Source organism: Demetria terragena DSM 11295 (assembly GCF_000376825.1).
Taxonomy (GTDB): domain Bacteria; phylum Actinomycetota; class Actinomycetes; order Actinomycetales; family Dermatophilaceae; genus Demetria; species Demetria terragena.
Genome location: NZ_AQXW01000003.1, coordinates 1 through 13,747 on the forward strand (window position 1 = coordinate 1; position 13,747 = coordinate 13,747).

The 13,747-nt window shown below is 65.9% G+C and carries 14 protein-coding genes; 11 read left to right on the top strand and 3 right to left on the bottom strand.

The genetic code is table 11. The annotated features are described in order from the left end of the window. On the top strand, window positions 1-582 hold a 582-nt coding region (locus F562_RS20695; RefSeq protein ID WP_026180925.1), incomplete at its 5' end, for an Ig-like domain-containing protein. An 89-nt stretch (window positions 583-671) separates the two neighbouring features. Here F562_RS20695 and F562_RS0101865 read toward each other — a convergent pair. Continuing rightward, complete coding sequence (locus tag F562_RS0101865) at window positions 672-1,814, bottom strand: glycosyltransferase family 4 protein (RefSeq protein ID WP_040385173.1); 1,143 nt, start codon at window positions 1,812-1,814, stop codon at window positions 672-674. A 94-nt stretch (window positions 1,815-1,908) separates the two neighbouring features. Here F562_RS0101865 and F562_RS0101870 point away from each other — a divergent pair, with 94 nt between their 5' ends. Further along, window positions 1,909-3,012 (top strand): mannose-1-phosphate guanylyltransferase, encoded by a 1,104-nt coding sequence (locus F562_RS0101870; RefSeq protein ID WP_040385158.1) that lies wholly within the window; start codon window positions 1,909-1,911, stop codon window positions 3,010-3,012. Between the two features lie 58 nt (window positions 3,013-3,070). On the opposite strand, the gene F562_RS17695 is transcribed toward F562_RS0101870, so the two are convergent. Continuing rightward, entirely contained in the window at window positions 3,071-4,150 is a 1,080-nt protein-coding gene (locus tag F562_RS17695; RefSeq protein WP_018155218.1) for a hypothetical protein, read from the bottom strand. A 79-nt stretch (window positions 4,151-4,229) separates the two neighbouring features. On the opposite strand from F562_RS17695, the gene F562_RS0101880 reads away from it, so the two are divergent. The 9 genes from F562_RS0101880 to F562_RS17710 all read left to right on the top strand — a co-directional run bounded on the left by F562_RS0101880 (window position 4,230) and on the right by F562_RS17710 (window position 13,053). Further along, the gene (locus F562_RS0101880) at window positions 4,230-5,333 is read left to right on the top strand and encodes a quinone-dependent dihydroorotate dehydrogenase (RefSeq protein WP_018155219.1); all 1,104 of its coding nucleotides are present in this window, start codon (window positions 4,230-4,232) and stop codon (window positions 5,331-5,333) included. Beyond that, window positions 5,330-5,770 carry a guanyl-specific ribonuclease gene (locus tag F562_RS0101885; protein ID WP_018155220.1) on the top strand — a complete coding sequence of 147 codons (441 nt, stop codon included), beginning with the start codon at window positions 5,330-5,332 and terminating at the stop codon, window positions 5,768-5,770. Before F562_RS0101880 ends, F562_RS0101885 begins: the two co-directional genes overlap by 4 nt. After that, window positions 5,767-6,072 (top strand): barstar family protein, encoded by a 306-nt coding sequence (locus F562_RS19985; RefSeq protein ID WP_018155221.1) that lies wholly within the window; start codon window positions 5,767-5,769, stop codon window positions 6,070-6,072. Before F562_RS0101885 ends, F562_RS19985 begins: the two co-directional genes overlap by 4 nt. Before the next feature lie 42 nt (window positions 6,073-6,114). Continuing rightward, on the top strand, window positions 6,115-7,362 hold the full coding sequence (locus F562_RS0101895) for an amidohydrolase (protein WP_018155222.1): 1,248 nt from the start codon (window positions 6,115-6,117) through the stop codon (window positions 7,360-7,362). Window positions 7,363-7,513: 151 nt separating this feature from the next. Continuing rightward, complete coding sequence (locus F562_RS0101900) at window positions 7,514-8,560, top strand: BMP family lipoprotein (RefSeq protein WP_026180927.1); 1,047 nt, start codon at window positions 7,514-7,516, stop codon at window positions 8,558-8,560. A 200-nt stretch (window positions 8,561-8,760) separates the two neighbouring features. Further along, the gene (locus F562_RS17705; protein ID WP_281164087.1) at window positions 8,761-10,230 is read left to right on the top strand and encodes an ABC transporter ATP-binding protein; all 1,470 of its coding nucleotides are present in this window, start codon (window positions 8,761-8,763) and stop codon (window positions 10,228-10,230) included. Continuing rightward, window positions 10,227-11,360 carry an ABC transporter permease gene (locus F562_RS0101910; protein ID WP_018155225.1) on the top strand — a complete coding sequence of 378 codons (1,134 nt, stop codon included), beginning with the start codon at window positions 10,227-10,229 and terminating at the stop codon, window positions 11,358-11,360. The genes F562_RS17705 and F562_RS0101910 overlap by 4 nt, the downstream gene beginning before the upstream one ends. Beyond that, window positions 11,357-12,628, top strand: coding sequence for an ABC transporter permease (locus tag F562_RS0101915; RefSeq protein ID WP_018155226.1), 1,272 nt, complete (start codon window positions 11,357-11,359; stop codon window positions 12,626-12,628). The genes F562_RS0101910 and F562_RS0101915 overlap by 4 nt, the downstream gene beginning before the upstream one ends. A 29-nt stretch (window positions 12,629-12,657) precedes the next feature. After that, window positions 12,658-13,053 carry a cytidine deaminase gene (locus tag F562_RS17710; protein ID WP_342661911.1) on the top strand — a complete coding sequence of 132 codons (396 nt, stop codon included), beginning with the start codon at window positions 12,658-12,660 and terminating at the stop codon, window positions 13,051-13,053. Between the two features lie 9 nt (window positions 13,054-13,062). Here the strand turns inward: F562_RS17710 and F562_RS0101925 are convergent, their stop codons facing one another. After that, complete coding sequence (locus tag F562_RS0101925; protein WP_156822476.1) at window positions 13,063-13,638, bottom strand: hypothetical protein; 576 nt, start codon at window positions 13,636-13,638, stop codon at window positions 13,063-13,065. Window positions 13,639-13,747: the final 109 nt, after the last annotated feature.

The following is a 13,747-nucleotide window of genomic DNA, read 5'->3' on the forward strand; positions in this document are numbered from 1 at the left end:
GATGAGGATGGCGATTCGGCTGATTCGACGATCACGGTGACGGTGGAGCCTGGTGCTGATCCGGTGCCGCCGGTGGCGAACCCGGATGAGGAGACGACACCGTTGGATACTCCGGTGACGTTTGACCCGACCGAGAACGACACTCCTGGTGACACGCCGATTGTTCCTGGTGAGACCACGTTGTTGGATGAGGACGGTAATCCCACCGATGAGGTGACCATCCCGGATGTGGGCACGTTCACTGTTGAAGACAACGGTGAGATCACCTTCACGCCGGAGGATGGGTTCACGGGTACGACACCGCCGGTGGATTACCGGGTCTTTGATGAGGATGGCGACTCAGCTGACTCCACGATCACGGTGACGGTGGCCGACCCGGGTGGACCTGGTGACCCGGGCGATCCCGGTGACCCGGGCAATCCCGGTAACCCGGGCGGACCTGGTGACCCGGACAACCCGCAGGTTCCGACGGGCGACCCGGTGGCCCAAGGGCCGAACACCGGTCTGATCGCGGCTGGCCTGCTGGCTGTCCTGTTCGGATTGGTTGGCGGAGGTGTGGCTATCCGCCGATTCCGCGGATAGGAACGACAGTGGCTGTTGAAAACGGTCACTGAAGTGGGGCAGGAAACGCAGCGCGTTTCCTGCCCCACTTTCAATGCCAGGGGGTGGTCTTAGGCCACGCGGAGGCGGGCGCGTCGTGGCCGGGCTGACCTCAGCACCGAGTCGTAGTGCCCGAGCAGTTCGTCGGTCAGCGCTGACCAGGTCCGAGACTCCACGCGACGACGCCCGGAGGCGCCCATGCGTTCCCGGGCGGCCGGGTCGGCCACGAGGCCACCGACAGCTTGCCGCAGGGCGCCGTGACGGGTGGGATCAAAGAGGAAGCCGGTGACGCCGGGGCGCACGATGTCCAAGGGGCCGCCCACTGCGGGAGCGACCACGGGAAGCCCGCTGGCCATGGCCTCTTGGAGAGTCTGTCCGAAGGTCTCGTGGGTGCCGGAGTGCGCGAAAATATCAAGTGCGGCATAGGCCCGCGCCAGTTCATCGCCGGTGCGCATGCCCAGGAAGGACGCCTTGGGTAGGAGTTGTTCGAGGGAGCCCCGCGTTGGGCCATCGCCGATGATGGCCAGGCTGACACCGGGCATCGCTTCGATCGCCGCAAGCCGGTGGCAGTCCTTCTCTGGTGCCAGGCGTCCGACGTAGCCGGCGATGGTCTCGCCGTGGGGGGCGAGCATGGACCGCAAGTCTGCGACGTCGGCTTCGTCGCGTCGCCCGGGCCGGAACAGCTCGGTGTCGACTCCGCGCCGCCAGAGGGCCGTACGCGGAATGTCGTGCTCATCGAGTTGGCTCAGCGCGTGGGTGCTCGGCGCCAACGTCAGGTCAGCCAAGGAGTGGAACCGGCGTACCCAGTGCCAGGCCGTGGTCTCCACCTGGGGTGCAAGGGCGCCCGCGTGCTGAGCGAGGTAGCGAGGCATGTCGGTCTGGTAGACGGCAACGGTCGGGATGCCCAGGTTGTGCGCAGCGCTGAGACCCCGGGCGCCGAGCCCGAACGGCGACGCGGCGTGGACGACATCGGGGGCGAACTCGCGCAGGGTGCGCTCAAGGTCGGGGGAGGGCAACCCCACGCGGAATTTGCGGAGGGTGACGCCGCGGACGGCGTGGACCCGAAAGCCGGCGTACGTCGACGGCGCGGGAGCTGGTGCGATCACCAGCGCTTCGTGTCCGGCGGCGGCGAGGCACTCCAGGACGCGGCAGACACTGGTAGTCACGCCGTTGAGTGTGGGAAGGAACGACTCGGTGACGATCGCAATGCGCATGACTTCAGCGTGAGGGCTGGCTGTGGCGCCACGGAGTCCCTCATCTGATGACAGGGTGAGCGGCAGGTTAACGATGTGGACTACCGTCGCGTACATGTCGAACGTGGACGGGGAAATCGACGGCTTCTGGGCGGTCGTGCCCGCAGGTGGCTCAGGGACCCGATTGTGGCCGCTGTCACGCGCTGGCTCACCCAAATTCTTGTATGACTTCACCGGCTCTGGTCGCTCACTGCTGCAGGGCACGGTCGACCGGCTGGAGCCGTTGTGCACCAGCCGAGTCATGGTGGTGACGGGAGGCAGGCACGCCGAGGCGGCCCGCGAGCAGTTGCCCAATCTTCCCGACGATGGGCTGGTCGTCGAGCCATCCCCGCGTGACTCGATGCCAGCAATCGGGCTGGCAGCGGCGATCTTGGAGCGTCGCGATCCGGACGCGGTGCTGGGCTCGTTCGCCGCGGATCACCACATCACTGATGACGAGAGTTTCAGGGAGTGCGTACGCGAGGCCGTAGAGGTGGCGCGCACCGGTCGCCTCGTCACGCTTGGCATCGAGCCAACCCATGCCGCCACGGGCTTTGGCTACATCCACATGGGCGAGCCGCTCGAGGTTGACGGTGCGCCGCACGCCTGTGGGGTGCAATCTTTCGTTGAGAAGCCTGACGGTGTGACGGCGCAGCAGTACCTCGCGAGCGGTGAATATCGTTGGAACGCAGGAATGTTCGTCGTGAAAGCGACGGTGTTGCTGGACCTTCTGGCGACGTACCAGCCGGTGATGGCCACCCACCTGCGCGCGATCGCTGAGAACCCGATCCGGTTGGGGGAGCTATGGCCCCGGCTGACCAAGATCGCGATCGATCCGGCGGTCGCCGAGCCTGCTGCGGTGGACGACCGCGTGGCGGTCATCCCCGGTCGGTTCGGATGGGATGACGTTGGCGACTATGCCTCTCTCGCTTCGGTGCTCGGCGACTCACCCGACGTGCCGGGGGTCAAGATTCTTGGCGAGCGGGACCTGGTCGTCATGCAGGACGCCACCGGATTCGTTGCGCCCCAGTCGGGTCGCACGATCGTGGCGCTCGGCCTGGAGGACATCGTGGTGGTGGACACCCACGATGCCGTCATGGTGACGACCCGTGAGCGCGCCCAGGACGTGAAGCAGATCGTGGAACGCCTCAAGTTGGCCGGTCGCGAAGACCTGACCTGACGCACGACGGGACATAAGGATGCTGCCCAGCCGCACCAGGTGAGGCTGAACGGCATCCTTAAGCCGCGCGGGTTCGTCGAAACACCGCTGGGGCGCGGCACCCAGGCCGGCACTCAGTCGGTTCGCCACCCCACCCATCAGCCGCGAGTAGTGCGCTGATCTTGCCGGCCGTGAGGCACGGTCGATCGAAGACCTGCGCCCACCCGATGCGCGTACTGGCTAGACCGGCGAGTGAGGCATCAAGATCGCGCTCTAGGTCATGGTCGCGCCGGTCAGCGCCTTGATGAAATGCGCGGCCATCAAGTTCGATCGCCCGCCGGTCGGGGTAGAGCGCGTCACGCACTGCGACGCGCGGCCCGGTGGTGTCGGTGACCTGGCGAAGCGCTCGCGGAAGTCCGTGCGCGCGTTCGACTCGGTGGAGGTACCCGTGCTCGAGGACGGATGCGGCGCCGGTTGCGATGTCCTTGACTACCTCGGTGATCCAGCGGCGGTGGGCAAGACGTGCTCGCGTGTCGATTTCGTTCAGCATGCGCTCAGCGGTCGTTCGGCGCCCCTGCAACGGCTCGGCCAGGGCGGCGACTGCCTGCAGGTGGGCGTCATGGGCGCCGGAGCGCAGATGTGCCACGGCCACATCGATGGCGGCTGGTTCGGGTCGTTGCCGAGGTGGCGAACTCGCCCACAGCACTGCGCTCTCCAGCCTGGTGCATCGATGGAGGACGATCCATGGCGGCGCCACCAGGGCGCGCCCCGGGCCTACGAGTAGATGAACAGTGCCGTCGTCTCCCCACTTCCCCGGAAGTCGGGTGGGCTGACCGCTAGCGGCTCGTACGGCCGAAGTCCAGGCCAGTGCAGCGGGCGCGGCAAACAACACGGCTGCCCAGTCGCGCTGCAGGCGAGTCGGAGCACCGGTGTGGTTGGCGTATACCGATGGCAGGACCCTAGCCAGCTCCTTGCGCCGAAGCCATCGATCAATATCGTGACGCTGCGCTCCTGCGTCCAGCAGTTGGCTGCAGGCGATGACGATGACGCCCGATTGCCTCCCCAGGTCGGGCGTCACGGTGCTCAGATCCATCGGGTCAGCATCGCCTGCCGGAGCCAATTCGTGCCGAGTCGCCTGTGGATAGCGATGCACGTGCATTGATGGATGCTGTCCAGCCGCACGAGGTAAGGCTGAGGAGAACTCTTGGGCGCCGGTGGCCGCCGGGTAGGGTCACGGCGTGGTTCCTCGTCCTCGCCTTCGTACCCGCGCTCTCGATCTGGGTTATCGCGCTGTTGCGCGTCCGATCCTGTTCCGCAGCGGTGGCGGTGACGCCGAGTACGCCCACCACGAGACCTTGCGCCGCCTCCAGGAGGCAGGAGAGGACCCGCGGCGCCTCGCGCTGCTGTCGCGGCTGACGGATGTATGCGGCAGCGAACCGGTCGATGTTGCCGGTATCCAGTTTCCGCACCGTGTCGGCCTGGCGGCGGGTGTCGACAAGGACGGTATGGGCCTGCGCGCCTGGCCGGCGCTAGGCCTCGGGCACGTAGAACTAGGAACCGTGACGGGCGAACCGCAGCCCGGTAATCCCACGCCGAGGCTTTTTCGGCTCCGCTCCAGCCAGGCGATCATCAACCGGATGGGCTTCAACAACGCCGGGTCGCGGGCCTTGGCTGAGCGCCTTCGTGCGGTTGGCTCGGTCGGTATCCCAGTGGGCGTGAGTATCGGTAAGACCAAAGCCGTTCCGGTGGAGGAGGCCATCGCGGATTATCTTGCGAGTGTTCGCCACCTCGACGGGCTCGCCGACTATCTCGCGGTCAACGTGTCCAGCCCCAACACCCCGGGGTTGCGAAGCCTGCAAGACCGGGAGCCGCTGCGGGAACTGCTGGCCGCCATCACCTCGGAGGCCGCGACGCTGGCCCGTCAGCGCGGTGGGTCTCCGGTGCCGATCTTCGTCAAGGTCGCGCCCGACCTCAGCGACGCCGCGTTGCACGAGGTGATGGGCGTGGCCCAGGAAACGGATGTTTCTGGGTTGATCGCCACCAACACGACCGTGTCCCGGGATCGCATCGCGGATGCGGACCTGCCCCTGGCGAAGGAGGCCGGCGGTTTGTCTGGTGCGCCTTTGACGCGTCGGGCACGCCAGGTGGTCGGGTTGTTGGCAGGGGCCAGCGACCTGCCCGTCATTGGTGTCGGCGGCGTCATGAGCGCCGACGATGGCCGAGCGTTGGTGGATGCAGGCGCCTCGCTGGTCCAGATCTATACCGGGTTCATTTATCGCGGCCCCGCCTTGGTGCAGGAGCTCGTGCGGGCCTTGGACGTGGAGCCGCAGGAGGCTGCGTGAACGACCTCATCTCGACGCTGCGGCGGCGCTGGCCGGCCGTCGCTGTTGGCGTCATTGCCGCGATCCTGCTGATCGCGTTAGGCGTACAGAACAACCCGTCGTCGGACCGTACGGTGAACCCGAGTGGTTCCGCAGCCACGAGCGGGCAGACCTCCGGGGGCCTGCCACAGGTGGCGATTCAGGACCTCCCGCCAGAGGCGCGCACCACTATCGAGTTGATCGACCAGGGCGGCCCGTACCCCTATGACGAGGACGACTCGGACTTCCAGAATCGGGAAGGTCATCTGCCGCAGGCGCCCAGCGGCACCTATCGCGAATACACGGTGCGCACACCTGGCGAGTCCGATCGCGGCGCCCGACGCATCGTGAAGGCACGCGACGGAACGCTCTACTACACCGACGATCACTACGAATCGTTCACGCAGGTCAAGAGATGACTGAGGGCCAGCCAGACTCGACGCCGTGGTCGCGGATTGACCTCGACACCAGGGGCGTACGCGACAAGACGGAGTTGATGGATCGACTCACGGTCGCGCTAGACCTGCCGACCTGGTTCGGACGCAACTGGGACGCCTTGGCCGACTGCCTGCGCGAGGTGCGCGGCGAGCCGGGCGTCGAGTTCGTCTGGCGAGGCGAGCAGGACCTTCCCGAAGGTTTGCGCGAGACGCTGCACGACGTCCTGGACGAACGAGCCGAGGCGGGGCCGACACCCTGGCGCACCATCCGCGTCGAGGAGTAAACCTCGGCCCGACGTCAGCGTCCACGTGCCGGAATCTAGACTGTGGCAATTGTGAGCATCCCCCTCCCGACCGAGCACCTCGGCAGTGATCTGACCGAGCACGTCCGGGACCGTGTGCAGGCGCTCGAGCCGCTCCTGATCGAGATCCGACGCGACCTGCACGCCCATCCGGAGTTGTCGTGGAAGGAACACCGGACCACCGAGGCGGTGCACGAGCATCTCGACCGCGCAGGCATTTCTTACCGGCGCTTGCCTGGAACCGGTCTGGTCGCTGATCTGGGTGCGCCGAACCCCACCCGCCGCGTCGCCCTGCGTGCCGACCTGGACGCGCTCCCACTTCAGGACCGCTCCGGTGTGGAATTCTCGTCCGTCGTCGATGGTGTGGCGCATGCGTGCGGCCACGATGTGCACACGACCGCGTTGCTCGGCGCTGGCCTGGCGTTGCACGAGTTCCACGATGAACTCGTCGCCGCGGGCAGGGGAGTCCGGCTGCTGTTCCAACCCGCCGAAGAGCAGGTTCCGGGTGGCGCGCACCACGTCATGGACCACGGCGGGCTCGAAGGTGTGGACGAAGTCTTCGCGCTGCACTGCGACCCGAGCATCGACGTCGGGCAGGTGGGCTTGGTGTCTGGGCCGATTACCTCAGCGTGTGATGGGCTGACGGTCAATCTTTCTGGACGGGGTGGGCATACCTCGCGGCCGCATCTCACCCAAGATCTGGTCTACGCGCTGGGCAAGATCGTGACTGAGGTCCCGGCCGCGCTGACCCGACGGCTCGACCCGCGTGCGGGCGCCGCGCTCGTCTGGGGCCAGGTTCAGGCGGGGAATGCTCAGAACGTCATCCCTGCCGCGGGCTCGGTCTCCGGCACGTTGCGCGTCTTGGACGTCGGCTCATGGCGTACCGCTGCCGACCTCATCGAGAAGCTCGTCCATGAGGTCGCGGCACCGTACGACGTCACCGTCGACCTGGACTATGTCCGCGGCGTGCCGCCGGTGGTCAACCAACCGGCATCCGTGCTCGCGCTGAGTCGCGCCGCGACGACCACTATCGGGGCTGGAGCGGTGGTTCCGACGCAGCAGTCTCTTGGCGGCGAAGACTTCTCCTGGTACCTCACCGACCTCCCCGGCGCGATGGCTCGCCTGGGCACCCGCGCCCCCGGCGGCAAGACCTACGAACTGCATCAGGGCGACCTCGTCGTCGACGAGCGCGCGATCGGCTACGGCGCCATGGTTCTTGCCGGCGCCGCGCTGTACCACGGGTCTGGAGAGGGCACTTCTCCCGTTCGGTAACGGTTGGGTCACTACCCCTTCAGATGGCCTCGCGCTCGTACTTGGGAGTAGGTAGAGTTCGTTCGATTCGGGCCACTGTGGCCGACCGTTCGTCAGGGGCCTTTTCCTCTGCAACACCCCGTGAACGACCCTGCAAAATAAGGAGAACCCTGTGCGTCGAGCGCTCACAATGACGGCCGCGATGACCACCCTGGCCCTCGGTATGACGGCCTGCGGGTCAAGCGAGTCCACCGGTGGCGATGAGAAAGCCAAGACGACCGACCTGAAGGTCGGGATGGCTTACGACGTCGGTGGCCGCGGAGACCAGTCGTTCAACGACTCGGCCGCTAAAGGCTTGGACCGCGCCAAGGACAAACTAGGCGCCAAGATCAAAGATTCCTCGGCTCGTACCGGGGAGTCGGAGTCCGCCCGCGAGCAGCGACTACAGAGCCTGGTCGACGGTGGGTTCACCACGGTCATTGCCGTTGGGTACGCCTACGCCGAGGCAGTCGGCAAGGTCGCGAAGGCCAACCCGGACGTCAACTTCGCCATCATCGATGACGCGTCGAAGGCTTCGGCCGGCACCAACGTCGCCCAGATTACCTTCGCCGAGCATGAGGGCTCCTACCTCGCCGGTGCGGCTGCGGTCATGAAGTCGAAGAAGAAGCACCTTGGTTTCGTGGGTGGTGTGGAGACCCCCCTGATCAAGAAGTTTGAGGCCGGCTTCGTCGCAGGTGCCAAGAAGGCTGACCCGAAGGCCAAGGTCGAGGTCAACTACCTCACCCAGCCACCGGACTTCAGCGGCTTCGCCGACCCCTCGAAGGGCAAGACCGCGGCGCAGGGCATGTACCAAAAGGGCGCTGACATCGTCTACCACGCGGCGGGCGGCTCCGGCGCTGGTGTGTTTGATGCGACGGCCTCGGCCGGTAAGGGCAACTGGGCCATCGGTGTTGACTCCGACCAGGCCAAGACGGCCAAGGCCAGCGTCCGGCCGCTGATCCTGACTTCCGTGGTGAAGAACGTCGACGTGGGTGTCTACGACTTCATCAAGTCGGTTCAGGTCGGCTCGTTCAAGGGCGGCGCCAAGGAGTTCACGCTCAAGGATGGCGGCGTCAGCCTCGCCACCACCGGCGGCAACATCAAGGACATCCAGCCTGAGTTGGACAAGTTGAAGAAGCAGATCACCAACGGTGACATCAAGGTGCCGACCAGTCCCTGATCGTGACTGACCGGGCGCGTTAGGCGCGCCCAACCCATCTGACCTGGACGGCGCGCTACCGTGCCGTCCAGGTCGATGGTTTCTCAAGCCCCACGACAAGGCCCTGATCAGGAGCGTGTGTTATCAGCCAGACAGCAGCCGTTGAGCTCCACGGCATCACCAAGCGATTTCCCGGAGTCGTCGCCAACAAGGACATCGAGATTTCGGTCCGCCCTGGCACGGTGCACGCCCTCGTCGGAGAGAACGGCGCCGGCAAATCGACGCTGATGAAGATCCTCTATGGCGTCCAGCGCCCGGACGAGGGGACCATCACCATTAACGGGACGCAGGTGGAGCTACACAGCCCCACCGACGCCATCCAGGCCGGCATCGGCATGGTGTTCCAGCACTTCATGCTGGCCGACAATCTCACCGTCCTCGAAAACGTCGTCCTGGGCGCGGAGTCGATGCACGGCATCGGTGCCAACGCTCGACGAGAGATCGAGCGCATTAGCCAGGCCTACGGCTTGGGGATCCGGCCCGACGCGCTGGTCGCGAACCTCGGGGTCGGCGCCCGGCAGCGTGTCGAGATCCTCAAGGTGCTCTATCGAGGGGCCAAGATCTTGATCCTCGATGAGCCGACCGCCGTGCTGGTTCCGCAAGAGGTGGACGAACTCTTCGGCAACCTGGCCGAGTTGAAGTCCGAGAACCTCACGATCATCTTCATCTCGCACAAACTCGATGAAGTGCTGCAGGTCGCCGACGAGATCACCGTCATCCGGCGCGGCACCACGATCGACACAGTCGATCCCGCAGCGGTGACCGCACGCCAGTTGGCTGAATTGATGGTCGGCTCTGAGTTACCCACTCCCGACACCGAGGAGTCGACGGTCACCGACCGCGTCCTGCTGGAACTCACCGACTTGACCCTCCGCTCTGGCGAAGGACCAGCCCTTCTGAACGACATCGACCTTACGGTGCATGCCGGTGAGGTCGTGGGAATCGCTGGTGTCGAAGGCAATGGGCAAGAAGAGCTCATCGACATCATCATGGGGATGTCAGACCCTGACGAAGGACGCGTCACGTTCCTCGGCGAGGACATCACCGACTGGCATACCCGCAAGATCCGCGAGGCCGGAGTCGGCTACGTCCCCGCTGACCGGCACCGTCACGGTCTGCTGTTGGAGGCGCCGCTGTGGGAGAACCGCATCCTTGGCCACCAGACCCAGGCGCCCAACGTCAAAGGCCAGCGCATCGATGCCAAAGCCGCCCAGGCCGACACCGAGCGGATCGTCGAGACCTATGACGTACGTACCCCTGGCATTCATGTCACGGCCGGATCGCTGTCCGGTGGGAACCAGCAGAAACTGATCATTGGTCGGGAGATGAGCCACGCACCCCGGGTGCTGGTGGCAGCACACCCAACTCGCGGCGTCGATGTCGGCGCCCAGTCGGCCATCTGGGACCACCTACGCGAGGCCCGCCGCGAAGGCCTGGGAGTGCTCCTCATTTCGGCCGATCTTGACGAGCTGATCGGGCTGTCCGACACCATCCGGGTGATCCTGCGCGGTGCGTTGGTCGGCGAGTTTGACCCAGACACGGTGACGGCGCAGCAGTTGGGCTCTGCCATGACCGGTGCGGGCGACGAAAGCCCGGATGCCCGCCTCGACGAGCAGGAGCCGCAGGCATGAAGTCGACGCTCAAACTTGACCCCCGCGCGATCGGATTGGCCCTCGCTGCACCGGTTCTCGCGCTCCTGGTGGCCGTGCTGGTCACCTCCGCGCTTCTGCTGATCACCGGCGACCCCGTGGGCGAGGTGTGGCAGCAGATGCTGAAGGCGCCGCAACCCTCCCAGATGGTCGACATGATCAACTCGGCCACGGTGCTGTTTTTCTCCGCGGTCGCGGTGGCTATCGGCTTCCGCATGAAACTGTTCAACATCGGCGTGGACGGCCAGTACCGCGTCGCGGCGTTCGCTGCGGCAGCCGTTGGTGGTGAGGCCTGGCTCCCCGGCCCGCTCAACATCGTGCTGATCCTGTTGACCGCGATGGCGTGTGGCGCGTTCTGGGCAGGCATCGCGGGCTGGCTTAAAGTCACCCGCGGGGTCAGCGAGGTGATCTCCACGATCATGCTGAACGCCATCGCCACCGGAGTCGTGGCGTGGCTCCTGGCGAGGGTGGCGGCCGATCAGGCCGAAGGTTCCAACGAGATTGGCACCAAGGAACTGCCCGAGTCGTCGCAGATTCCCGGACTGAAGGTGTTCGCCTCGACCGAGAAGCGGGTCTACGCCCTGGTCATCCTGGCGATCATCGTCGGCGTGCTCTATTGGTACGTCATCAACAAGACCCGCTTCGGCTTCGACCTGCGGGCCACCGGCGAATCGGAGTCGGCGGCCGTGGCAAGCGGCGTTGACGTCAAGAAGATGGTTTTCGTCTCGATGCTGCTGTCCGGTGCCGTCGCCGGCCTAGTCGGTATGCCGCTGTTGTTGGGGGAGAGCTTCAACTACGGCACCGACTTCCAGGCAGGACTTGGCTTCTCCGGGATCGCGATCGCCCTGCTCGGCCGAAATACGGCTGGTGGCATGGCGCTCGGCGCGCTGCTGTGGGCCTACCTCGAGCGACAAGCAGTCACGCTACCGATCACCACCGACGTCGATGACTCCATCGTCGAGATCATCCAGGGCGTCATGGTGCTCGCCGTGGTGATCGCCTACGAAGTGGTGCGCAGAATGCGTCTGCGGTTGGAGCAGCAAGAAGTCACCAAGGAGTTGACCGCCAAGGACACATCACCTGAGGCAGCGACGAGCGGAGGCGACCGATGAGCGTCACGATGACGGGCAAGGTCGAGCAGCCGCATACCCCCGTGCAAGACATGGCCCGAGCGCGGAAGTGGCAGCTCATCTCGCTGGCGGTCTTCAGCGTCGTGGTGATGCTGTCGGCCCTGCGCGTAGTGACCGGAGCCGATGACATCGACTCTGCTGGTCTGATCAGCGCAGCGTTGGCCAGCGCGGTCCCGATCGGCTTGGCCGCGCTGGGTGGGCTGTGGTCCGAACGCGCCGGCGTCATCAATATCGGCCTCGAAGGCATGATGATCCTGGGGACCTGGGGCGCGGCCTACGCCACCCTCACCTGGGGGCCATGGATCGGACTCCTCGGTGGGATCGTTGCCGGGCTGTTGGGTGCGGTGATCCATGCGCTCGCAACCGTGGTGTTCGGCGTCGATCACATCGTCTCCGGTGTCGCGATCAACGTCATTGCGCCGGGCGCTGCGGCCTATCTCGCGTCGCGCACCTTCGCGACCATGGAGGGTGGCGGACCGACCCAGTCCCCGCCGCTTGAGCAGGTGTCGCGGCTGAGCGTTCCCGGCATCGGTGAGCCACTAGCGGACCTTGAGAAGCAAGACATCTTCTTTGTGTCCGATCTCGCGGGCATCCTGCGTGGCCTGCTCACCAACTTGTCGGCCGTCACCGTGATCGCCGTGCTGCTCGTGGTCGGATCCTGGTGGGTGCTGTGGCGAACGCCATTCGGGCTGCGCCTGCGCGCCTGTGGTGAGGGCCCCGTCGCAGCGGAGACCCTTGGCGTCAACGTGGCGCGATACAAGATCATCGCGGTCCTGATCTCCGGCGGAATGGCCGGTCTGGGCGGGGCGTTCTTGGCTCAGATTGCGGCGGCTGCCTATCGCGAGGGACAGACCGGTGGACGCGGGTATATCGGTCTCGCCGCCATGATCTTCGGCAACTGGCGACCCGGTGGCCTGGCCGGTGGGGCACTCCTGTTTGGCTACACCGATGCTGCGCGGCTGCGGGACGCCGGAAACAACATCCACGCGCTCATGTTGCTGGCAGTGCTGTTGTTGTTTGCGGTGGGTGTCTGGCAGCTGGTCCGCAAGGGCAAGAAACTCCAGGGCATCCTCGCCATCGCCTTCGCTGGTCTCGCGCTGGTCCTCTACCTGACCACCGACAAGGTGAGCAGTGAGTTGGCGAGCACCACGCCGTACGTCGTCACCTTGTTGGTGATGGGCCTGGCCTCGCAGCGGCTTCGTCCACCAGCGGCCATCGGAAAGATCTATCGCAAGGGCGAAGGACACTGAGCGCGAAACCTTCGCCGGACTGGGTCGCGCTGCGCAGCGCGGCCCAGGAGGCGATGGCGTCCGCCTACGCGCCCTACTCCGGGTTCCCGGTCGGTGTGGCTGGGCTCGTGGACGACGGGCGTGTGGTCAGCGGCTGCAATGTGGAGAACGCCTCGTACGGCGTTGGCCTGTGCGCTGAATGCGGAATGGTGTCGGAACTTCATCGCACCGGGGGTGGACGCTTGGTCGCGGTCGCCTGCGTCGATGCCGATGGCGGCTTGCTGATGCCCTGCGGGCGATGTCGCCAACTGCTCTGGGAGCACGGCGGACCCGACTGCCTCATCCTGACGCCGCAGGGAGCGCTGCCCATGCAAGAGGTCCTGCCCCAGGCGTTCGGGGGCCAGGACCTCGAGCGAGTGGGCCGGCGAACCAAGCCCTCGAGCTGATCTGTTCGATCAGGTGCTGGGCGCCGTCGGGAACTTCGAGGGAATGTCCTTGGGGAGGGTCGGGATGCTGCTGCGGAAGTCAGTCGGAATCGCCGTGGGGAACTCCGAGGGAATCGACGGCAGTGAGGGCTGCCCAGAGGGTGCGGCCTGACCCATGCAGGCGATGCTGATGCCCGTGAACGCTCCGGAGTCGGACCGATCCAGCTTGCTGGGGTCTCCGTCCTTCATCGCGTTGAGGGACGTGGCACTCAACGTGTCGTAGCTTTTGTCAGCGATGCAGTTGGCCATCTTGTCGTGGTTGAACGTGTTGGCTTTGTCGGTGCGGTCGTAGAACGACTTGAGGCCGCCGGCCACGTCCGCCTTAGACGGGCGGGTTTGCTGGCCCTCGCTCGAGCTCTGCTCGCTGCCGGATGGCGCCGGTGTGGATGATGCTGCGCTGCCGGGTGTGCTGGGTGAGTTCGCGGCTGAGGATGGGGACCCGCCGCCTTCGTCGTCACCGAGGAGACCACAGCCAGTGAGGGTCACAGCGGCTGACAGGCCCAACGCGAGGGCGGCCGCTGGGCGGTACGTAGAGATGTGCAGCATGGGGGTCTCCCTGAGGGCCGAGCAGTGGGTGAGATCGGACGCCGACATGAGTCGGTACTCCTCAGACGCATGGACCAGTGGCGGGGTTCCATCCGCCGGAGATTTTCTT